Origin of the sequence: Marinobacter sp. (assembly GCF_048259445.1) — a bacterium.
GTDB lineage: Bacteria > Pseudomonadota > Gammaproteobacteria > Pseudomonadales > Oleiphilaceae > Marinobacter.
In genome coordinates, this window is record NZ_JBLXHQ010000038.1 from 1 (window position 1) to 23,076 (window position 23,076).

Below are 23,076 nucleotides of genomic sequence, written 5' to 3' on the forward strand. Positions count from 1 at the left end.
TATACCGGTTCGCGTTCCCCGGCTAGATTTGAACAATTACAACCTATTCGGTTGTTTGTTAACAACGAAACTGTAACAGGTTGTTTAGCATAAGAAAATTCGGACACACCGGCCTTGGCGGAATGCATTGTGCCTACAGAAATTGACACCGCTGAAAATTTACAAGGACCGAGATGATGAACCGCGAGTATGCATCCTAAAAAATTAGGGCAAATGCACGAAAGAAACCCGCACGTTATCGAGCGGATTGCTATTCATCATATAATAACATCATCAGGCGCCAGAAAAGAGGACATCAGACTTTCCGATAAATCAGTCCCTTAGCATTTCCGATTGCCACAAAAGGTGACACAAAGCTGCAGAATTGACAGAAAATATGACATTTCTCCCGATCTGCAACAAGTACAAGAACTAGCAAGCTCATAAACCGAGCCACGGTCACTTTCAGATCGGCAATACATGCCCAATTGACACCACAGCAGCTCACGCTAAAGCAAGATTCACCACTCATCCTCAATTAATCAATTGCGAATGAGTATTATTTTTGATAACTCCATGAATATCCGATCATCATAGTCAGGTTTGTGACTTGGCAATTACCGACATCAGAAAACTGTTCCTGTCCCACCAACGGGAACTGCATATTTATCTGACGCGTCTGTTGCGCGATGCGGATACCGCAATGGATTTGACGCAGGAAACATTTTTGCGCATTTCCGAGCATGCAGGTCAAGGCAAGGCACATAATGTCGTGCATACCCGCTCCTACCTTTATCGCGTTGCACACAATCTCGCGATTGATTATGTCCGCGCACAAAAGCGCAACCCGATCTCAGGCACGGATGACAGAAATCTGGAATTTATTCCAAATAATACGCCCTCTCCCGAACAGATCGTCGGTGAGCAATCCGAACTTGATTATGTGCGGCGCGCACTTGGGGAGCTGCCCGAAAAAACCCGAAATATTTTTATCCTCGTGCGAGTTGATGGCCTGACATATAGGCAAACCGCCGAAAAGCTGAACATCTCTGACAGCTCCGTGCAGAAACACGTCGCCCGTGCCATTGCCCACGTCATGCGACGCATGCGGGAAAGTCAGTCATGAATTTACACAAGTTTTTTACGCAATTCTTGCAGATTGACCGTCCTACAGATAAGGACAAGCATTGCACACCACCGGCACATGCGGGTTGAGAACATGAGCCAAATGTACGAAACACAGGAAAACATCGATCTTATCGCCGCCCAATGGGTCGCGCGCATGATTGATGGCGACCTCAGTGCAAAAGAGCACGATGCGCTCAATGTCTGGCTTGATCAGAACCCGGCCCATCAGCAGGCCTTTGTCGAGGCCAATGATGCACTTGCATTGATGGATGCATCCGTTCTTTCTCAAAACCAGAACACGACCCATGCCATAAAACAAGCTTCCCCGACACCAAACATTCTCTCGTTCGAGAAACGCATATCGCAAAAAAAACAGCACCCTCGATTGCGAAAACGAATATGGGGCTATGTCGCACTTGCCGCCAGTCTTTTGATCGCACTGATTTCCACCAGAATAATGGTGGGGGATCCAACACTTCTGCTGGCTGCCGACTACCACACATCGGTCGGCGAAGTTCGCGCAATTACTCTTGAGGATGGTAGTATCGTCACTCTTGGCCCGGATAGTGCGATCGCTGTTACCTTCACCGTCGAACTACGTCATATCGAACTGCTTTCCGGTCTGGCTGATTTTCAGGCTGTTTCAAAAGAACTAGCAAACAACCGACCATTTGAGGTCTCCACGGCCAATGGCGTGACCCGTGCGCTGGGGACACGCTTTGTCATCGACAGTTTCACCGATTACGCGACGGTTGCCGTTCTCGAACATCAGGTCGAAGTCAGTCTGTCACATAGCACATCCAAAAACAGGACAGCCGTTATATCGACAAACGAAGCTGTTCATTATGATCGCCATGCCATTGGAGAGATATCATCCATCAATCCGGACCGAATTCTGAGCTGGCAAAAAGGCAAACTTATCTTCGACCGGGTTACCTTGCGCGAAGTAGTCGCAGAGTTTTCGCGGTACCAACGCGGAACAATAATAATCGCAAACGAAGCCGCCGCCCGAAAAAGAGTAAGCGGTGTTTTTGATATGAGCGACCCACAAACCGGGCTGGATCTGATCGCAACAGAACTTGATGTACACAACGTATCGATCACACCGTTGCTGACAGTCCTCTATTAATCACCAAACCCGGCACACCAGAAACTGTAGTTTTCTGCACCTTCCTGGCTATCTGCGAACATAAAAATAAAAAAACTGAAATTTATCTTACTGAATCAGAACGCAAATCCCGTCTCTCCTAACACAAGCAAATGCAAATCATTTGCGTTATTAGACGATACCGAAGAAATGGGGGTCTGCATGGTGCAGGTAAGACAAACCGGTGAAACCGGATTGGTTAAAGGACTGACTTTTCGGCTGGCGCGCGGTGTCAGTTTGGCCGCTCTTGCCACTGGATTGGCTGTTGCGGGGATCACCGCGAACGCAAAAGCACAGCAGCAAGACACGACGACAAATAGCGTTGCACTATTTGAATTTTCCATCCCCTCACAGGACCTTAATCAGGCCCTTTTAACCTTTGCAGATCAAACCGACTTGCAATTGTTTTATGATGTGGATCGTGTTGCAGGATTGAAAAGCTCTGCTCTGACCGGCACGCACGCGCCTGCAGATGCCCTCAAAATCCTGCTGTCAGGCAGTGGCGTAACTTATCGCTTTACCGAAGAGAATACGGTTTCGCTTTCGAAACTTGAAACATCCGATGCCGAAAGTTCGACCACCATCGACCCAGTATATGTCGAAGCAAATTCACGAAAATCAGACGACCTTGCCCATGGATATGTTGCCACACGCAGCAGTGCAGGAACAAAAACAAGCACGCCTTTGGTCGAGACCGCAAAAAGCATTTCTGTCGTATCCGGGCAGGAAATGGAAGACCGTGCTGTTGCCAGCATCGAAGACGCTGTTGCCTATACTGCGGGCGTTGCAACCAACAACTACGGCTATGACCCCCGTTTTGATCAGGTCTATGTCCGTGGTTATCCAGTTCATATCTATGGCGACTACCGCGATGGCCTGCGCCAGATGACCGGGGTTTACGCAACCTTCCGAACCGAACCCTACAGCCTTGAACAGCTTGAAATCGTCAAGGGGCCAACAGCTGCCTTGTACGGGCAAACCACACCCGGCGGCTTGCTCAACAGTGTCACCAAACGTCCGCACAAAAATGCACTCAATAACGTTTACGGCCGCTTCACCAACACGGAATCTTACGAGGGCGGCTTTGATTACAATCTGGGGCTCAGCGAAAATGGCGAATGGGCATCACGGTTTGTTGGAATGGCGCGCTATGGCGAAACCAGCAACGATATTCAGGATGACCGCCAGATGTTTGCACCAACCATTCGTTGGCAGCCAAATGCAGACACCGACCTAACAGTTTACACCCTTTTTCAGCACGATGAGACCGATGCCTCCGCAACACTGTTAAACCTGAACGGCGCAATCCTTGATTACCGCACCAGTGACGCGGATTACGACTATCAGAAGCAGGATCAGTTTCAGGTTGGATACGAACTGACACATAATCTGAACAGTGTGCCTGTAACCTTGGCACAGAATGCCCGATTTGGTTATTTCGATCTCGAAGCACGTTACTTGACTGGGGGTGTGACAGGTGGCGGCTGGAAGAATTCCAACACCGAGTATCACCGGGCGGCCCAGGCTGTACAAGAAACCTTGTGGAGCGCACAGGTCGACAATCAGGCGATCACAACGTTTGATACAGGCAACGTTAAACATGAGGTTTTGACAGGTCTGGATCTGATGTATTCGCAGTCCGATTACAGGTTTGGTTCAAGCGGAGTGCTTAGTGATTACACCTTCTTTCTGAACAATCCTGACAAGGCAATTTCCGGCACGACACCTGCTTATACAACATTTGATGATGTCACCTACAACCAGTCGGGCATCTATGTTCAGGACCAGATTAAACTTGGAAACTGGCGTCTGAATGGCGGTGTGCGTTTTGACTATACAGAACGCAAACGTATCAGTCGCCTGACCAACACCGGATCCAACGACTACAATACCGCGACCACTTTTAATGCAAGCGCGCTTTACGCGTTTGACAATGGTGTGTCGCCTTATGTCAGTTGGGGGACCTCGTTCCTGCCAAGCACAAGTCAGGACTCGGAAGGCAAAATGCTGACCCCGACAGAGGGCGAGCAGTATGAAGTCGGCGTTAAATACGAACCAGCTGGCTTTGACAGCTTCGTCACAATCTCGGCCTATCGCCTGACCGAAGACAATGTCGCGCGCTATGCCGGGTACAGTTCATCAGTCGGGTCTTACTATGAATCAATAGGCAAGCTTGAATCACGTGGCCTTGAGGTCGAAGGCACAGCGAACGTAACCGACAGCCTCAGCCTTGTTGCGAACTTCGCCTACAACAATGCCAAGATCGTCAAAGGCAGCTATCGTGGCAACACGCCACTGGTAACACCGGAAAAAACCGCATCAACCTGGGCGAACTACACCTTCCATGATGGCCCGCTAAGCGGCCTTGGAATCGGCGCAGGTGTCCGCTACACCGACTCAAGTTATGCTAACTACAATAACACCAGCAAGAACAAGCCCTACATGCTGATGGATGCAGCCATTCGTTATGACTTCGGCGCGATCAGCAACAAGCTTGAAGGCCTGTCACTTGCAATCAACGGCACCAACTTGACTGATAAAGAGGCCGCCATTTGCAACAATGGATACTGCTACCAGAACGAAGGGCAGACCATCGCAGCAACGTTGAAATACGACTGGTAACCATATATTCCGGGGCGCCATATCGCGCCCCGGACCTGCTTCCTGCGGTTCCCGTTAAACGCGGGTTTTCTGCGTTTTCATAAGATTGTTTTATGGCCATGAATTTAACTGATCACCCTGTTGTACTTGCCATGCAAGATACCCGTTTCGAAACAGCAGAGGGTATCAAACTTCTGGATGAACTCTCTGTCACCTTTCGCACCGGAAGTCTGACGGCAATTGTCGGCCATAACGGCTCAGGAAAGTCCACTGCGCTTAAAATGCTGGCCGGACTAAACAAGCCATCAAATGGAACAATCACGCTCTATGGCCAAGACATCGCTGAATTTGGTGCAAGGGAATTTGCAAAGAACGTCGCCTATCTGGCACAGGACCCTGGTGATGGCGCCGACTATACGGTCGAGGAACTCGTCAAATTAGGACGCTACCCCTGGCACGGCCCATTCGGCAGACTACGGGACAAGGACAGGCAGGCAATTGAACGGGCAATCCTTTTGACCGGACTCGAACCACTTCGTCAGCGCGCAGTCAGAACCCTGTCTGGTGGCGAACGGCAGCGAGCATGGATTGCCGTCACTCTGGCACAGCAAGCACCATGTCTTTTACTTGATGAACCGATCTCGGCACTCGATCTCGCCCATCAGTATGAGATTTTACTTCTACTCGAAAAACTCGGCAAACAGGATGGCTTGTGCATCATTACCGTTTTGCATGACATCAATCTTGCTGCACGATTTGCAGATCATATTGTTGCGTTGAAAGGCGGCCGCCTGGTCATAGATGCCACGCCGGGCGAAATCATGCAGCCCGACATGCTGCACGATATATTTGGTATGGACATGCTCGTACACCCCCATCCAACCAATGGGCATCCCGTTGCCCTTGCCAATCTGTGACGGGGCGTCATTCAATGTATAAAATTGCACCTTCACATTCACGCAGATCATTTTTAGGCCTTGCCACCCGTGCCTCGATTTTTGCTGGGTCAAGCTGCACATTCTCTGCGCTTATGTCTCAACCCACTTCGGCCCAAACGCCCAAACGCATCGTGATTGCCGACGGGGCAATTAGTGAAACAGCACTGGCCATGGGAATTGTTCCACTGGCAATGGCTGATATTCCTGGCTATCGGGCATGGGTGCAGGAACCGGAAGTCCCGGACCAAGTGATTAATCTAGGCGCACGTTTCCAACCAAGCCTGGAACGACTGGCACAGCTTGAACCTGATCTGATCCTGACCAGCAGCTTTTATGCAAACCAGTATTCCAACCTCCGAGATCTGGCCCCTATCGAGAAAATCGACATTTATTCCAGTAGCAAGACACCGTTTCTAAATGCGATTGCCGCTGCACACAAAATTGGTGATGTCACAGGTTATCCAGATGCCGCCAACAGACTGGTTTATGAAAGCTCTGAACAAATTGAACAAGCGAGCCGATCTCTTTCCAAGACCAAGTCGAACTCGGTTTTAATCACAAGTATGCTATCCCCGCGACATATGCGTGTGTTTGGCCAAAACAGCTTGATGCAGGATGTGATTGATCGATTACCCATTCACAACGCCTGGACCGGCCCGACCAACCATTGGGGTTTTGCGACCGTCACAATCGATCAGATCGCACACTATAGTGATGCTGCGATGATTGCCATCGAACCGGTTCCCCACAATGTCGAACGGGCAATTGATCACAGCCCCATTCTTTCGGAACTTCCACCCATCAAAAGATATGGGCTGATCAAGATGCCGCCCATCGCAACTTTTGGCGGGCTATATGCCGCCGGTCGGTTTGCCAGATTGTTGGCCAGTTCTCTGTCAAATACCAGCACAGGGAATGCGGAGCCCGCATCATGACAACCCTATTGCGTAAGCCTTCAATGTATCACGGGACAATTCCCGTAGCACTTTTTGGTACCATGGCGTTACTCAGCATCATCTCTCTGCGCATCGAAACCGGGAGCCTCAATCCAGCAGACATTCTTGATCTTGCAACCACCACAGGCATACAAAGCTTACTTTTGACACATAGTTGGATACCACGGTTTCTGATCGCGCTCATCGCGGGCGCGGGTCTTGCGACGGCTGGTGCCCTATTTCAACACACTCTTAAAAACCCGTTGGCATCCCCTTCCACACTGGGGCTTGCCGGCGGCGCAAAACTGTTTCTAACACTGGCCACATTGTATGTACCGAGCGCGCTCTTCATTGGTCACGATGTCATCGCGCTACTTGGCGCTTTACTGGTTGGTGCGTTGGTTTTTGCACTTGCCCGACGCAGTGGTTTTTCGCCCCTGATCGTGATCCTTACGGGGATGATTGTTGCGCTCTATTGCGGAGCAGTGACCACGGCACTTGCGATCATTCATCATGAATGGCTCAAAAGCCTATTTATCTGGGGAAGCGGTGACCTGACGCAGGATGGCTGGTACATCCTTGGTCCGCTAAGTATCAAGGTCGCGGTTGGTTTCGCCGTTGCTGTCGCTTTGGCCCGCCCGCTTGAGATGTTAAATCTTAATGATCATCAGGCAACAGCACTTGGCGCATCTCCTGCACGTCTGCGTATGTTGTGTCTTTTGATCGGTTGCTGGTTAACCGCAACCATCGTTGCTGCAGTGGGCATTGTCGGCTTTGTCGGCTTGGCCGGCCCTGCAATCACCCGAATGCTTGGCATTCGGCGGTTACGATCAAAACTTGGCTGCTCTGCGGCATTTGGTGCCCTGCTGCTTTGTGCTGCTGACCAGGGCGTTCAGGTTCTTTCTGCCCATATCGGTACCCTTGTTCCTGTGGGGGCGCTGACCGGCATTTTTGGCGGGCCACTTCTGATCATTCTCATCAGGCAACTCCGTGCGAATGCCTCGTCTGTGCGAAATACAACATCGATACAGACAGGAAACAGAAGCCTTCTTCAAATCAGGTCTCTGCTTGGCTTGCTTGTGCTTCTGACCTTAGTGGGGGCAATATTCATCGGGCGCGACATCGATGGTTTCTGGCAGTTTCAATGGGCCGGTGACCTTCAAACAGTCTGGCCATGGCGCAGAGCACGTATTCTTGGGGCACTGGCAGCTGGCACAATGCTGGCGATTGCCGGCACCATATTGCAACGCATGACCGCAAACCCGATGGCCAGTCCCGAAAGTCTGGGTGTAAGCGCCGGTGCTGCGATTGGCATGATAGCCATCATTTTTTCGATTGATGCGCCATCTGCCTGGCTTCAGATTTCAGGTGCGTCCATTGGTGCGTTCGCGACACTACTTTCTATTTTTGCTCTGACTCGACAATCGGGTTATGCGCCAGAACGCATTCTCATCGCCGGGATTGCAATTGGCGCATTATTTGATGGTTTCATCGCGTTTCTGATGGCGGGCGGCGACCCACGCGCGACACAATTGCTGGCCTGGAGTTCCGGATCGACCTATGGCCTCAGCTTTGATCGCGCCAGCATTCTGGCAATCGTTGCAATTGCGGTATTACCAGTCCTGCCTGCGTTTGCCCGCTGGCTTGATCTGTTTCCGCTTGGCCCGACCACCACAAGATCATTGGGGGTAGACCTGTCGATATCGCGCGGCACGATGTTGTTGTTTTCCGCCCTACTGACAGCAGCAGCAACACTTCTGGTCGGGCCACTCAGCTTTGCCGGACTTATCGCCCCACATCTTGCGCGTTTGGCTGGCTTGCGCCACGCATTTTCACACACAATGGGCGCAGCGGTAATAGGTGCTGCCCTGATGGTAACTGCTGATTGGCTTGGGAGGATGCTGTTCTTCCCGTGGGAAATACCTGCTGGCCTGATGGCAGCGATCATTGCCGGACCGATCCTGGTTTGGCTTCTTTTGCGTATCGGACGAAGTGGTTCATGATGCCAACACCCCAACACGGGCCTAACATAACCCGACATCCGTCGACATCCGATGAGACGGACACCAAACTGCTTTCTGAAATTAAGATAAATCTTTCTCAAGGAACCTATCAAGGAGTTGGCGAACGCCATCGCATTACGTCTGGCGCGCTTGATGGTATTGACTGCTTTGACCTGCATGATCCCGCACGTCTTTCGCTGCTGCTTGATCACTATTGCCAGGCGAAATACCCCAATGATGATCGACGTGCGGCAATTTCAATGTGGTCGCAATGGTATTTCGGACTTCTACTGTCACCCCTACTTGTTATGGGAGCTGCAGGCGAAGTCCTATTACCGTTCGAAGCCGGATTTATAAACCTGAAGTCCGATGATACAAATTGTCCGACTGGATTTGACCTTGTCGACAGGCGCGTTCGCCAGACTGTCCAACACCCCTTGGCACCTGATCCGTGGATACATTTTCATGATCTGATCACCAACCACCTCAGACCTTTAATCGCATCACTTTCGACGGCATCAAAGGTTTCACCCAAAGTATTTTGGTCAAATGTCGGGGTGGTCATTGCCCATGTCGAAAATAGTGTCCTCAAGGAGCACCGCATTTCGCTTACGCCATTGATCACTGATGTAAAAGGGCCTGACGGGATGCGCAACCCGCTGGCCAATCCATATAGCACCAAGCAGTCTGAAGGTGGCAGTCTTTCCAGACGTGTGTGCTGCCTGCGCTATTTGCTGACCAGTGTTGATATCTGTTCAACCTGCCCGCTCGCCAAAATTTAGAGCTTTCGCAAGTACCCTGTTTGACTACGGTCCCCACCGGATCCAGCAGTTTTCCTTACTGAAACCGATCGATAATCCCGTTTAATGAACGGTGTAATTCACCATCTGGCTCAGTTACTTGAACATTTATCATTCCTTTGATGAAAACACGTCAAAGAAGTGACGTCTGCGGCCCTCACAAATTCAGCGAGGATACCCAATTGCATAGAAACGCATCACAAATGAACGATTTGCATAAACACCAGGACATAAACAAAGAACGTAAAGCGCCATAACCCCGAATTATAACGAGCCAAATGGTGCGCTCGAACCTGTGGCAAATACGCAGGTAAAGGCCGGGTAAGAATGTGAGGAGGGTTGTCAGGTGCCACAGAAGGTGACATTGGACTTCAATTGAAATCAATCACTTAGCGTTTTCGATTGCCAGAAAAGTTGACATGGATTGACACAAAACATGACAAAAAGCTGCACGATTGACAGAAAAGATGGCATTCCGCCCAAATGCAACAAAACGTTTATCGGATCAGTTCAGGCATTTGGTTTTAACAATTCAAATGCCTGAACTATTCCACATCAATTTTATCGGTCAGACAAGATCAGCAGGCAAAACATCCGCCGGGATGTTCTGATAGCAAACCGGACGCAAGAAGCGACGGATAGCCATGGTACCAACCGACGTCGCGCCAAAGTTGGTTGATGCCGGATATGGTCCGCCATGTACCATGGTGTCGGAAACTTCCACGCCAGTCGGGAAACCATTGGCCAGAATACGGCCCGCCTTGCGTTCCAAAATCGGCAGAAGCGAACGGGCATCGGCTGCATCCCCGGCATCAAGATGCAAGGTGCAGGTCAGTTGACCTTCAAACGCCTTGGCGACGGTGCGCATTTCATCCATGTCCTTAACCCGGACAACAAGACCAAGCGGCCCAAAGACTTCTTGGCCCAACTCATGATTTGAAATCCAGTTTTCACCGGTGGTTTCAAACAGATATGGCGTCGCATTACGCAGATCGCACGAGGTGGTCAAAACGTCTTTGACACCACTGGTCGCGCCAATGCGTTTGGCCCCAGCGCGATACGCATCCGCCATGCCATCGGTCAGCATGGTTTGCGCACTGACATCCGAAAGCCCAGCCTTGGCTGCAGCCACAAACGCATCCGCATCGGGCCCGTCAATCACAACCGCAATCCCCGGATTGGTGCAGAACTGCCCAGCACCCATGGTCAACGATCCAGCCCAGCCTTTACCAAGCGCGTCGCCGCGTTCTTTCATGGCAACCGGCATCATAAACATCGGATTGACCGAGCCAAGTTCGCCAAAGAACGGGATTGGTTCCGGACGGCTTGCGCACAGATCAAACAGTGCCCGGCCGCCGCCAAGCGATCCGGTAAAGCCAACAGCCTTGATCAGCGGATGCTGCACAAGGCTTTGGCCGACATCGCGTTTACCCCCTTGAATAAGGCTAAATACGCCCGGATGAACGCCACATGCCTTAATCGCGGCATCAATCGCCTGGGCGACAATTTCACCCGTCCCCGGATGAGCCGAATGGCCCTTAACCACAACCGGACAGCCCCCCGCCAATGCAGATGCTGTATCACCGCCGGCAACCGAGAACGCCAATGGGAAGTTGGACGCGCCAAATACCGCCACCGGACCAATCGGACGCTGCATCAAACGCAGATCCGGACGCGGAAGAGGTGCCCGATCCGGCAATGCTTCGTCATGACGACGATCCAAATACGCCCCATCAAGAATATGACTGGCAAACAGACGGAGCTGCCCAACCGTACGGCCGCGCTCGCCCTGAAGGCGTGCTTCCGGCAGGCCGGTTTCCTGGGTGCCAATTTCGGTGATTTCATCACCGCGTGCATCGATCTCGTCGGCAATTTTATTCAGCAACGCCGCGCGGTCTTCGCGGGTGGAATAGGCAAAGCTCCAAAATGCTTCTTCAGCAGCCTTAGCCGCCTGATCGACCAGTGCCGGGGTGCCGACCGGGAATGTGTTGGCCGGACCGTGTGCTGGTTCGGACTGGAACGTTACATCGCCCGCAACCCAGTTACCTGCGATCAGATGTTTGCCTGTTAGTGTATAGGACATAAATGCCTCCTTGATGCGGTAGCACCACGAGCCAGCGAATAATTCCGGCGTCGATACCGACTTAAGAACGTTGTAGATAGATGCGTTAAACATCGGTGTTTGAGATTGCCCCAAATGCGTGGGACCAGAATGCGATTACGATTGCATCCAATCCACAAGGAAAAGGTAGCTTTGCGGGAAGTATGCCGTGATCAACAGAACCGCGATCATACCGATCATAAATGGCAAAATTGCCCGACTGATTTCGGTAACGCTTAGCTTGGAGACCGAGCTTGCAACGAACAGGTTCACACCAAGAGGTGGCGTACAAAAGCCGATGGCCAAATTGACCGTCATCATCACCCCAAACACAAGTGGTTCCATGCCGATTGCGGTCATCACCGGCAGCAAAATCGGCGTCAGAATAATGATCGCAGCCACCGTCTCCATGAACATTCCCACAACTAGCAACAGAAGGTTGACCAGCGCAATAATCACAACAGCACTGTCCGATACACTTTGAAGTGCCAAAGCCACCTGTTGCGGAATTTCAGCAATCGTAATTAGGCGTCCAAAAGCGACCGAGAACATAACCAAAGCCAAAATACGGGCGCTGCTTTTTGCACTACTGAAAAGAACGTCATACAGGTCTGAAAACGACATTTCTCGATAAACAAACAAGCTTATAACTGCCGCATAAGCTACTGCGATCGCCCCCGCTTCGGTCGGGGTGAAGACACCACCATAAATTCCACCAAGAATGATGAAAGGCGTTAACAATGCCCAGAAAGAGCGCCTAAGAGTGATCCAAATACCCGTCCTTTCAGTCGCAACCGAAATCTCGGCTACGTTATTTCGCAGCAAGAAACGGCTAGTCACTGCGAATGTTACGCCCAGCAGCATACCTGGAATAATACCAGCAAGGAAAAGGGCGCCGATTGAGGTGTTTGAACTTACGCCATAAACAATCAGCGGAATACTTGGCGGAATAAGAACACCAATCATCCCGGAAGACGCTGTCAACGCAGACGTAAAGGCGCGCGGATACCCAAGCCGCCCCATTTGCGGTATCAGGTTTGAGCCAACAGCTGCGACCGTTGCAGGCGATGACCCCGAGATTGCAGCAAAGAACATGGACGCAAGAATATTGACATACGCCATGCCCGCGCGAAGCTTTCCGACCAACTGAAAAGCAAGATCAACAAGCCTTCGCGATAAGCCGCCCGACTGCATCAACTCGCCAGCCAGTACGAAAAGCGGCAATGCAATCAGTGGGAAAGTGTCAGAAAGACTGACCATCGAGCTTACAAGCGTATTTAACGATGGGGCTCCCGGTGCGATTAAAATCGTAGCAAGAGCAGCCCCGCCAAGCGACAACGCCACTGGAAAGTTCAGAAGCAAAAGAAGCGCAAGAGTACCAAACAAAATTGCAGACAGCACAGCGTTAATCCTCAGCTTAAATCGGCTTCAGGTTCAGCAGGTGAAAACAGACCGACAACAAGCCTCAGGACGGATAATCCGCACCCTGCCAAAACAGACAGATAAAGAATCCAAACTGGCAACCCAAGAACAACTGAAGACTGGCGCCAGATAAATGGTTTTACCATTGTCGAATAGGTGATGTACCCGAGATAGCCAAGGAACAGGATACTGCCAAGCCCCACGAATATCTTAAGCATTGAGCCGATAGGCCCGCCGACCATGTCAACGATTGCACCGACACTTATGTGTTCATTTTTTTGGTAGTTTGCCGAAAACCCAAGCCATGCCATCCACAGAAAGAACCATGAGGTTAATTCTTCTGACCATGCCAAAGACTGCCCCGAAACGTAGCGCATAAATATCTGCATCAGAACAAGAACAACAATCGCCAAAATTGAAAGCACGCAGAGTGCCTTCTCCACAGCATTTACATGTCGCATCAGATGCCTCTTTGTGCCGTTTAAAACAGACGAGGGGCAAAGCCCCTCGTCATTTGACGCCCTCCGATCAGCAATTAGCTGGTGGAAAACTCAGCAATCTTGGCCATCCAAAGGTCATAGATTTCTGTGCCAACACGCTCGCGGAATTCGCTGGCAATGGGCTCCATCGCTTTGACGAATTTAAGCTTCTGTTCAGGCGTGAGGGTCGTCACCTGAACACCATCAGCTTTGATTTCTTCAAGATAATCGTTATTTTCACTATCGATGAGCTCGAAGTCATAGCTGATGGCTTCCTTCATCGCTTCGCGCAAAAGATTCTGATCGTCCTCAGACAGATCATTATAGAATTCCGCGTTCATAACCGGCAAATACAACGCCAGAACATGATTGGTCAGCGTCATATACTTCTGAACTTCCTGGAACTTCTGGGTATAGATCTGGGAAATCGGGTTTTCCTGACCGTCAATCACACCAACCTGAAGAGCAGCATAAACTTCGCCAAAGTTCATCGGGGTCGGGTTCGCACCCAGTGCCTTAAACGCCGCGATATGAGTTGGCACCTTCATCGTACGAAGCTTGATACCATCCATATCTTCCGGGGATGAGATAGGACGGGTATTATTGGTCAGCACGCGCTGCCCCATTTCCATCCACCCTAGGCCCACAAGATCAAGATCTTTAAGGCGCGCCATAAGCGCATCGCCAGCTTCGGAATTCAGAACCTTAAACGCAACATCCTTGTTTGGATAAATGAAAGGTAGTTCCGCAACTTCAAAAGCCTCGTCCCACTTTGCAAAGAATGACGGCGGCTCTACAGCCATTTCCACAGAACCAGCCAACACAGCTTCGACCATACCGGTATCTCCGGCAATCTGTCCGGACGGAAAGATCTGAACATCAATACGATTGTTGCTGCGTTCTTCAACGATTTCAGCGAAACGCTCAAGCGCCTTGTGCATATGGAACTGCGGGCTAGAACCGTGCGCTACACGAATTTCGATATCCGCTGCGTTTGCAATCAGTGGCGAGAAGGCCACCGTTGCTCCGAGCATAAGACCCAGCATCTTTTTCATGTTGTATTCCTCCTGATTTATAATTGTTTTGCTGAGAAAAAAAGATCTCAGCGCACCTAAAGCGACTGCACAACAGTTGCTTCAGGCGAGGATATTTCCGGCTTCGAAAATTTCAGTGGGTTGCGCAACGCACGACCAAAAGCAGGAAGTGCGATTTCAAAAACATCACCATCAACCGTCTGCACACCATCGGCATGGCTTAAGGTTGCAGTCCCGAAGAAATGAACATGCACGTCGCCTGGACGCCGGAATTGGCTGTACTTGAAATGATGATGTTCAAGATTGGAAATCGTGTGGGCCATGTTGGCTTCACCGGTCAGGAACGGCTTGCTCCAGATTATGTCATCGCCTCGATGCACACTGCTTTGGCCTTCGAGATGATTGGGCAAATTTTCCAGGAGCAACTCTGGGCCAAAGCTACAGGCACGCAGTTTTGAATGCGCCAACCAAAGGTAGTTCGCCCGCTCGGTAACGTGATCTGAAAATTCATTTCCGATGGCAAACCCAACACGATAAGGAGCACCGTCATCGCCGATCACGTAAAGACCGACAAGTTCAGGTTCTTCGCCCGCATCCTTTGCAAAGGATGGCACAGGTATCGGCTGCTCAGGAGCGACGACAATAGATCCATCGCCTTTGTAGAACCACTCAGGTTGTGCGCCGACTTGTCCTGCGTCGGGTTTTCCCGCTTCAAGTCCCATACGGAACATCCGCATAGAGTCCGTCAGGTTTTCATCAGATTGTGCGATTTTCTGATGCATAGCTGAACGCGTATCCGCGCTGCCCAGATGGGTTAGTCCTGTTCCTGATACAAGACATTTGCTTTCATCCGGATGGGTAAACGGCGGTAATAATTTCCCGTTTTCCAAGACGTTTGCATAGTCAAGAACACCGTCTTTCGGTGCTTCTTCAACAATTTGAACCAGGGTTTTCTTTTGAGAAATCGCCTGATGTGCCAAGGCATAAACACCACCATCGCCACGTAAAAGACGCAGCGTATCTGCGTCTTCCACAACAGCAACGCGCACTTGACCATCTTTGGAAAGTTGAACAATGCGCATGACGACTACTCAATCACATTAAAGTCGTCGAGATAACGGTCAGAAAGGCTCAAACCTAGACCTGGCTTGTCATCATCAAGATTGATAAAGCCATTTTCTGGCGCAGGATCACCTTCGAAAATATAGTAGAACAGCTCGTTACCGACTTCGACATCATGTACCGGGAAGAATTCCGACATCGGGGATGCCAATGTCGACATCGTCAAATGGTAATTATGCATTTGTCCCGCATGCGGTACCACCGGCACCTGATAGGCTTCGGCCAATGCGTTAATCTTGTGGGCCGCAGTAATACCGCCGACACGGTTGGTATCATACTGAATGACACTCACAGCACGCTTTTCAAGAAGCTGGCGGAAGCCGAAAACGGTGTACTCATGCTCGCCGCCGGAAATAGGCACAGAACCCATATTATTTAGTTCTGCATAACCGTCGATATCATCGGCAATGACCGGTTCTTCAAGCCAACGCGGCTGGAACTTCTCAAGCTTGGGCAAAATACGCTTGGTATAATCGAGGTCCCATCCCATATAGCATTCCAGCATAAGATCGACATCTTCGCCAATCACCTCGCGGACGGCTTCAACACTTTTGATATTTTCGCGAACCCCCTCGGGACCTTCTTTAGGGCCGTAGCCAAAACGCATTTTGACGGCTTTAAACCCTTGATCCATGTATGATTGCGCTTCGCGCTGCATCTCGTTCAGATCAACCCGATACAGCTTGGAAGCATAGCAAGGGATCTTTTCTTTTGTGCGACCACCGAGCAATTTAAAGACAGGGCGCCCAACGGCCTTGCCCATAATGTCCCAAATGGCGATATCGATCGCCGAAATGGCGGCCATGCCAACACCTTTGCGTCCCCAAGCCAGAGTCGAACGGTACATTCGCTGCCACAGATATTCATAGTCAAACGGATCATGACCGATCACCAGCGGCGCAAGATAAAGATCAATGATCTGCTTTGCGATACGAGGGGCCAGCGCCACATTGCCAAGACCGACGATACCCTCGTCTGTTTCGACTTCAACCACAGTCCAGCCGTGAAAGCGAAATGTGCCCATTGAGTCGCCGCGGTCCCACAACGCGTCCATCGCGTTGGAACAGAAGTTCGCCTGCGGAGGGACTGTTTTGCCCTTCCACTCAAATGTGCGCGCCCGAACATTGGTAATTTTCATTGAGTTGTTTCTTTCGTGATTAGGTTGGCAAGAATTGGATGAGAGGCTTCGTTAACCGTCCATAATGGATCGACTAGACTTGAAGACCGTGCTCAAGTGGGTGCGGATCGCCGCTTCTGCTGCATCGGGGTCATGGGCCCGCAAAGCCTCAAAGATTTTGACGTGATCTTGATAACTTCGCGCAATAGCCCCTTCGCGCCGCAAGGCGGGGCGCCGGAATTCCAAGCCGTATCCGTAAAGATCGCAGACGATATCTATCAGCATGTTATTGGCAGCACTGCGATAGATGGTCTCATGAAAGACGTGATCCGATATCTGAAACCTCACCGGATCCTCATGCATGGTTTCCTGATCTTTAAGAAGGCTTTCCAAGCGCGCCAGTGCAGAGTCAGAAATAAGCTTTGCAGCTTCGCGCACGACCGAGATCTCAATAAGTTCACGCGCAGCGGTAACCTCTTCAAATCGGTATTCACCAACCCCGCCAATACTTGCTTGCGGACGCTTATCGGCCGCTAGGTCGGGCCCGATAACGCGAGATCTTGCGCCTTGCGAGACTTCGACCATTCCGCGGGCAGCAAGAATCTGAATGGCACCACGCACCGTTTCGCGACTGACCCCCAAAGAAGAAACCAGCGAACGTTCACTGGGCATTTCATCGCCGGGAAACAGCAAGCCAACAGCGATCATGTTCGCCAACTTGTCGGCCAACTGATCCTTGACGGTGCGCTTGCTCAAACCTTTGCCGGTAAGCTGCAAGTCAGCATGAGTGAAAGAAGATTTTACCATCGCCTTACCTAACTGGTTTGCTGGACCGATAACTAGACCAGTTGTGATGTACAACATTCACCAAAAAGGAGTCAAGGGGAACGCTTTACGAAAACTTGATTGAAAAATTATAGAGGAATCAGTGCAATCGGTCGGGCTCCTAAATAAGACCCCGACCGTGCAAAAGGTTTCTAGGCTGCCAGGCGCGTCTGACGCCGATTGCTGCCCATGCGCGCGACAACTTCAAATGCTGCCAATACAGCACCAACATTTGCCCGACCCTGACCGGAAATGTCGTAAGCAGTCCCATGGGCTGGCGTTGCTACCGGTATAGGCAAACCGCCCTGCACTGTTACACCACGATCAAAGCCAAGAAGCTTGATCGCGATCTGGCCCTGATCGTGATACATCGTGACGATTGCATCAAGTTCACCGGCCTGCGCCTTAAGAAAGATCGTATCAGCCGGCCATGGCCCATCCACGGGAAGACCAAGGCTTTTGGCCTTTTCAACGGCCGGCGCGATGATATCGATTTCTTCGCGCCCGAAATTACCACCATCGCCCGCATGCGGATTAAGGGCAGCAACACCAACGCGCGGCTGCTCAACACCATTGGCAACGAGAGCATCCGCAATCAACCGAACGGCATCAACAATCCGCTCTACCGAGATTCTTTCTGCCACACTTGCCAGTGCAATATGGCTGGTTACCCGGCTGGTCCAAAGGCCTTCCATGGTATTGAACTCGCAAACTGGACCATCATGACCGATATGCTCGGCCATATAGTGCAACTCATCCTCGTGCCCCATGCCGCCGCGGATCATCGCTTCCTTATTAAAGGGCATGAACAAAATACCATCAACCTTTTCGTCACGCGCAAGGTCAAGAGCAACATCAAGCGTCCGTAAGCTTGCGACACCTGCTTTTGCATCGACAACCCCAGGATTGATATGATCAGCGTCGAAAAATGCGGTTTCAATATAGGGATAGGCGTCTTTGGGCCAGCTTGCCGGAAGATTCTCAATCGCCACCAGATCGATGCTCAAACCTGTGTCCTTACGACCACGATCAATGAGGCACTTGTCCCCAATAACAACAACATCAGCCTTTTCGCGGATGTCACTGCGAGATAGAAGACGCACAAGTAGTTCCGGACCAATACCATTGGCATCACCTGGTATAACTGCAAGGCGCGGTTTTACGTTAAAAGTCATCGGTAGAATATCTCCACAAGGGTCATGGGAATGAACGGCAAGTAGGTGACTGCCAATAGCACAGCAACCAGCACGCCGATGAATGGCGCATTGACCTTGGTCGTTTCCCAGATATCGGTTTTGGCAATCGAGCAGGATGTCACCAGCACACTTGCGACTGGCGGCGTCTGCTGACCGATTGCAAGATTAAGCGTCAGAATGATGCCAAAATGGACCGGATCAATCCCGACCTGCTGAATCAGCGGCAGAACAATCGGCACCACCAAAATAATGGCAGCCGCCCCATGAAGGATGCACCCCAGCACCAACAGCAGCACATTGAGCAGCATCAGCACAACAAACGGATCATCGGTAAAGCCCGTGATCGCGGTTGCTAGCATCTGCGGCAGCCCTTCTTCGGTCAGGTAAAGACCAAGAACAGCCGAAGTTGCAACCAGCAACATCACGGTTGCGGTCTGATTAATGCCTTCGCGCAGCGCATTAAAGAACATCGGAAAATCGAGCTCCCGATAGATGAAACCACCGATAACAACAGCGGCAACGACGGCCAGCCCGGCACCCTCGGTCGCAGTAACAAGGCCACCGAAAATACCCCCAAGAATGATAAACGGCAGGGTTAACGCCCAGGCCGCATCCCGGAAAGTCTGGCGCACCCGTTTGAGATCAAACCGCTCATCGCGTGGAATGTCATGCTTGACTGCAAAATAGTAACTGACGCACATCAGACCGAACGCCCCCAGAAGCCCCGGCACCACACCGGCAACAAACAGTTGGACAATCGACGTATCAGACAATGCGCCATACAGGATCATGGGGATCGACGGCGGAATAATGATCGCAAGAGAAGCGGACGACGATGTAATCGCCGCAGCAAAAGTGCCTTTGTATCCCTTACGTTTCATCCCCGGGATCAGAACCGAACCGGTTGCAGCAACATCAGCCACCGCAGACCCGGAAATTTCCGCAAAAAATAGCGATACGCCGATGTTGACCATCGCCAACCCGCCACGCATGAAGCCAATCAGCGCCGAGACAAATTCGATCAAGCGTCGCGAGATCGACGAGGTATTCATCAAGGCACCCGCCAGAATGAACAGCGGAATGGCAATCAACGGGAAACTGGTCGCACCATCAAACAGCGCAAGCGCCGCGTTATAGAAGCCTGGCACACCATGCAGCGTATACACACCAACCAAAGCGGCGGCCCCGATGGATACCGCAATCGGCACCCCCATAAAGACCAGAAAGAACATCAAAGGAAGGATGATTGAAACGGCCATCATGCTGCCCTTTCACTAATCGGCGCGTCAGATTTTTGCGCCTTGGCGATCTCGTGGTTCATTTCTTCAGTTTCGACATCAAGTGCCGTCACCATGCGGTTCCATGCGTCCGGAAGGCTCAGAATCTGACCAATGACAAAAAGGCCACAGCCGACCGGGATCACCGACTGGGTAAATTGCAAACCAACCCATGGCAGGGAAATAAGGGTTTCACCGCCCATGACCCGAAGGACAAACCACCCGGCCCAGGCCATTGCAGCAAATACCGCAATCACGATAACTTCCCCGATCAGGAAACCGATCTTGCGCAGCGGTAATGGCATAGCAAGAAGAAGCCCAGAAAAGCTCAGATGGGACCGGCGTACGGCCGCCAAAGCAGCACCATAATATGTAATCCAGGCCAACATCACCGAAGCGACTTCGTCGTACCAGACTAGAGAGTTGCCGGTATAACGGAAGACAACCGCCAAGATCACGATCAACGCAAGAATGGTGATCAATGCCATGGTGAAAACTTCAAGAATGCGCCGGAACAGAACTGCCGCGAACTGCATCGCGTTTTCTCCTATCGAAAACGAAATTCGAAAATGCGGGGCAACCATTGGCATGGCTGCCCCGGTCCGGTTTACTCGGCAGTCGCGAGGGCTGCATCGACCAGCGCCTGACCACCATCAATATCGGCGGCAAACTTGGCGTAGATCGGCTTTGATGCCTCGACAAAAGCAGTGCGATTGGCGGTATTGACCTCCATACCAGCAGCATTCAGCTCGTCAAGAATATCCTTGTCGGCCTTCGCACCAGCATTGCGCGACCAAAGGCCTGCTTCACGTGCGGCCGCAACCAACACATCACGGATTTCCGGGTCCATATCATTATAGACCGAAAGCGCCATGGTCGGATAAGACGGTGAATAAATGTGCCCCGACATGGTCAGGTATTTTTGCACTTCGTTGAGCTTTGCCGCTTCGATATTGGTCAGCGGGTTTTCCTGACCATCGATCACGCCGGTCTGCAACCCCACAAAAACCTCTGAAAAGGCCATTGGAGTCGGATTAGCACCATAGTTCGAGAACATGGCGACACGCCATTCCGACTGGGGTGTCCGCAGCTTGATCCCGTCCAGATCGGATGGCACGTTGATTGGGCGCTCGTTATTGGTAATCTGACGGAAGCCGTTTTCCCAAAGAGCAAGAACCTTATAACCCGATTTCTCAGCCTGCGGCGCAATGGTCGGCCAAAACACTGACTCTTCAATTTTAGCGAGTTGATCACGATCCTTCACAAGGAACGGCAGATCAAACAGCGCAAACTTGTCGGCAATGGTTGGCATGGTGGAAGACGGCAAGGTGATCTGAACTGTGCCAAGTTTAAGACGCTGCATTAGCTCTTTGTCCTTACCCAGCTGGGCAGAGTCAAAAAGCTTCACAATCGCCTTATCACCAAGTCGCTCATTGGCGATACGTGTGAACTCGGCCGCGGTATTGGCCTGAAGAGAACCATGTTCAGCGCTAACAGCAAAAATGATCTCCTCTGTCGCCTGTGCAGAGGCAATGGCAAAGACGGATGCGATGCTGCCAAAGGTAACGGCAGCCACAAATTTACGGACTCGACCTGTGATGGTCATCTATTCCTCCCGATTTTATATCTATTTAGCTGTTCACCGGCATCTGGGAACGCACGATCTTTGTCGTGCTTAATTTTGGTATACCATATTGAAGGTGCATCGAGTCAATGCAAAATCTCAAAATTTCCAGAAAACCTCTCTAAAACTACCTTTATTACTTTTTTTACAGTACTTTATGATGAATTCACACAATCATCATAGAAGCCGGATGCTGAAAAAAATAGCACCTCATTTATCTTGGTATACCATTTTGGTCTTGCTCTTGGCTTCTGATCGCCGTATCGTTTTCCCATCGAAGACACGCAAGGAAAGACACGTTTGAGCAACATTTCGCCAGATCCAGAATCGGAAACAGATATCGGCATGGACGATCATATCGCCCCCCTCCCTATCACTACCATTTCCGACGACAGCTCGCTGCCACTGGCGCAGCAGGCGGCCAATATCCTGCGCGACATGATTGTTCAGGATATCATCCCACCCGGCAAACCCATCCGTGAACGCACGTTAGCGCAACAGCTTAATGTCTCGCGCACTCCCTTACGTGAAGCTTTGCGCATTCTGGCCGTCGATGGGCTGGTGGAGCTTCTACCATCTCGCGGGGCTATTGCAGCAAACCCCAGCCCGGAAGATGTAAAGCATATGCTTGAGTTTCTGGGCGGCATCGAGGGACTAGCCGGGGAACTTGCCTGCAACCGCGCGACCGATGAAGAAATCGATGAAATTCGCGCGCTGCATTACGAAATGCTTGCCGCCTTTGCCCGCAAAGACAGACTGACCTATTTCAAGTTGAACCAACGCATTCACCGTGCACTGGTTCTGGCATCAGGAAATCCGTTGCTAATCGAAACACATGAACGCACCAACGCCCGGCTGTATCGCATCCGCTATCGCTCAAACATGCGCAACACAAAATGGCCAACCGCCATTTCCGAGCATGAGGAAATCCTGAAAGCCATCGAAAGCCGCGACGCCATCAAACTTAACGACCTTCTGCGCAACCACCTTGACAGCACATGGACCAAAGTCAGCGAAGATGGCCAGGTGCGCGAAGACAACCATCACGACAATGACCAATAAAAGAACACACGAACCGGCACTGCTGGAACTGGCTCCCGCGCAAGCGGGGGCCTTTTTTTTATAGTTCTGCAACGCTATAACCCCGAATTATGACAAACAAGTTGAGCTATTGTGCTCTGCGCCCTTTAAACTGGATCGTTTTTAATTGGAATTTTCCGCGCTAAATTTCTGGTTGGAAAAAGGAGCGGAAGATATGAAAGCATCGAATTTTTCGGACGCACAGAAGGCGTTCATTTTGAAGCAGGGCGAGAGTGGAATGCCGGTTGCAGAGATATGTCGCAAGGCC

At 51.1% G+C, this 23,076-nt stretch carries 19 protein-coding genes; 8 read left to right on the top strand and 11 right to left on the bottom strand.

Features of this window, described 5'->3' with window-relative positions:
• The first annotated feature begins 589 nt into the window (after positions 1 to 589).
• From ACN0RL_RS18600 to fhuF, 7 genes are all read left to right on the top strand, one after another.
• The gene (locus tag ACN0RL_RS18600; protein WP_417519542.1) at positions 590 to 1,105 is read left to right on the top strand and encodes an RNA polymerase sigma factor; all 516 of its coding nucleotides are present in this window, start codon (positions 590 to 592) and stop codon (positions 1,103 to 1,105) included.
• A gap of 93 nt (positions 1,106 to 1,198) precedes the next feature.
• The gene (locus ACN0RL_RS18605; RefSeq protein WP_417519544.1) at positions 1,199 to 2,236 is read left to right on the top strand and encodes a FecR family protein; all 1,038 of its coding nucleotides are present in this window, start codon (positions 1,199 to 1,201) and stop codon (positions 2,234 to 2,236) included.
• Between the two features lie 180 nt (positions 2,237 to 2,416).
• Positions 2,417 to 4,876, top strand: coding sequence for a TonB-dependent siderophore receptor (locus ACN0RL_RS18610; RefSeq protein WP_417519546.1), 2,460 nt, complete (start codon positions 2,417 to 2,419; stop codon positions 4,874 to 4,876).
• 92 nt (positions 4,877 to 4,968) lie between these two features.
• The gene (locus ACN0RL_RS18615; RefSeq protein WP_417519548.1) at positions 4,969 to 5,772 is read left to right on the top strand and encodes an ABC transporter ATP-binding protein; all 804 of its coding nucleotides are present in this window, start codon (positions 4,969 to 4,971) and stop codon (positions 5,770 to 5,772) included.
• A 14-nt stretch (positions 5,773 to 5,786) separates the two neighbouring features.
• The gene (locus tag ACN0RL_RS18620; protein ID WP_417519550.1) at positions 5,787 to 6,728 is read left to right on the top strand and encodes an ABC transporter substrate-binding protein; all 942 of its coding nucleotides are present in this window, start codon (positions 5,787 to 5,789) and stop codon (positions 6,726 to 6,728) included.
• Positions 6,725 to 8,731, top strand: a complete 2,007-nt coding sequence (gene fhuB, locus ACN0RL_RS18625; protein ID WP_417519552.1) for a Fe(3+)-hydroxamate ABC transporter permease FhuB — start codon at positions 6,725 to 6,727, stop codon at positions 8,729 to 8,731. Before ACN0RL_RS18620 ends, fhuB begins: the two co-directional genes overlap by 4 nt.
• Entirely contained in the window at positions 8,728 to 9,513 is a 786-nt protein-coding gene (fhuF, locus tag ACN0RL_RS18630; RefSeq protein ID WP_417519554.1) for a siderophore-iron reductase FhuF, read from the top strand. Before fhuB ends, fhuF begins: the two co-directional genes overlap by 4 nt.
• 586 nt (positions 9,514 to 10,099) lie before the next feature.
• Here the strand turns inward: fhuF and ACN0RL_RS18635 are convergent.
• From ACN0RL_RS18635 to ACN0RL_RS18685, 11 genes are all read right to left on the bottom strand, one after another.
• The gene (locus tag ACN0RL_RS18635) at positions 10,100 to 11,614 is read right to left on the bottom strand and encodes an aldehyde dehydrogenase (NADP(+)) (RefSeq protein ID WP_417519578.1); all 1,515 of its coding nucleotides are present in this window, start codon (positions 11,612 to 11,614) and stop codon (positions 10,100 to 10,102) included.
• A gap of 135 nt (positions 11,615 to 11,749) precedes the next feature.
• The gene (locus ACN0RL_RS18640) at positions 11,750 to 13,033 is read right to left on the bottom strand and encodes a TRAP transporter large permease (RefSeq protein ID WP_417519556.1); all 1,284 of its coding nucleotides are present in this window, start codon (positions 13,031 to 13,033) and stop codon (positions 11,750 to 11,752) included.
• 11 nt (positions 13,034 to 13,044) lie between these two features.
• On the bottom strand, positions 13,045 to 13,515 hold the full coding sequence (locus ACN0RL_RS18645) for a TRAP transporter small permease (protein ID WP_417519558.1): 471 nt from the start codon (positions 13,513 to 13,515) through the stop codon (positions 13,045 to 13,047).
• Positions 13,516 to 13,589: 74 nt separating this feature from the next.
• Positions 13,590 to 14,588, bottom strand: a complete 999-nt coding sequence (locus ACN0RL_RS18650) for a TRAP transporter substrate-binding protein (protein WP_417519560.1) — start codon at positions 14,586 to 14,588, stop codon at positions 13,590 to 13,592.
• Positions 14,589 to 14,644: 56 nt separating this feature from the next.
• Positions 14,645 to 15,649 carry an AraD1 family protein gene (gene araD1 / locus ACN0RL_RS18655; RefSeq protein WP_417519562.1) on the bottom strand — a complete coding sequence of 335 codons (1,005 nt, stop codon included), beginning with the start codon at positions 15,647 to 15,649 and terminating at the stop codon, positions 14,645 to 14,647.
• A gap of 5 nt (positions 15,650 to 15,654) precedes the next feature.
• Positions 15,655 to 16,827, bottom strand: a complete 1,173-nt coding sequence (locus ACN0RL_RS18660; protein WP_417519564.1) for an L-rhamnonate dehydratase — start codon at positions 16,825 to 16,827, stop codon at positions 15,655 to 15,657.
• A 51-nt stretch (positions 16,828 to 16,878) separates the two neighbouring features.
• Positions 16,879 to 17,562 (bottom strand): FadR/GntR family transcriptional regulator, encoded by a 684-nt coding sequence (locus tag ACN0RL_RS18665; protein ID WP_417519566.1) that lies wholly within the window; start codon positions 17,560 to 17,562, stop codon positions 16,879 to 16,881.
• Between the two features lie 221 nt (positions 17,563 to 17,783).
• Entirely contained in the window at positions 17,784 to 18,806 is a 1,023-nt protein-coding gene (locus ACN0RL_RS18670) for a 4-hydroxythreonine-4-phosphate dehydrogenase PdxA (RefSeq protein WP_417519568.1), read from the bottom strand.
• Complete coding sequence (locus ACN0RL_RS18675; RefSeq protein WP_417519570.1) at positions 18,803 to 20,089, bottom strand: TRAP transporter large permease; 1,287 nt, start codon at positions 20,087 to 20,089, stop codon at positions 18,803 to 18,805. Before ACN0RL_RS18675 ends, ACN0RL_RS18670 begins: the two co-directional genes overlap by 4 nt.
• On the bottom strand, positions 20,086 to 20,694 hold the full coding sequence (locus ACN0RL_RS18680; protein ID WP_417519572.1) for a TRAP transporter small permease: 609 nt from the start codon (positions 20,692 to 20,694) through the stop codon (positions 20,086 to 20,088). Before ACN0RL_RS18680 ends, ACN0RL_RS18675 begins: the two co-directional genes overlap by 4 nt.
• Positions 20,695 to 20,711: 17 nt before the next feature.
• Positions 20,712 to 21,710 carry a TRAP transporter substrate-binding protein gene (locus ACN0RL_RS18685; protein ID WP_417519574.1) on the bottom strand — a complete coding sequence of 333 codons (999 nt, stop codon included), beginning with the start codon at positions 21,708 to 21,710 and terminating at the stop codon, positions 20,712 to 20,714.
• A 318-nt stretch (positions 21,711 to 22,028) separates the two neighbouring features.
• Between ACN0RL_RS18685 and ACN0RL_RS18690 the strand changes: the two genes are divergently transcribed.
• Complete coding sequence (locus ACN0RL_RS18690) at positions 22,029 to 22,790, top strand: GntR family transcriptional regulator (RefSeq protein ID WP_417519576.1); 762 nt, start codon at positions 22,029 to 22,031, stop codon at positions 22,788 to 22,790.
• Positions 22,791 to 23,076 lie beyond the last annotated feature (286 nt).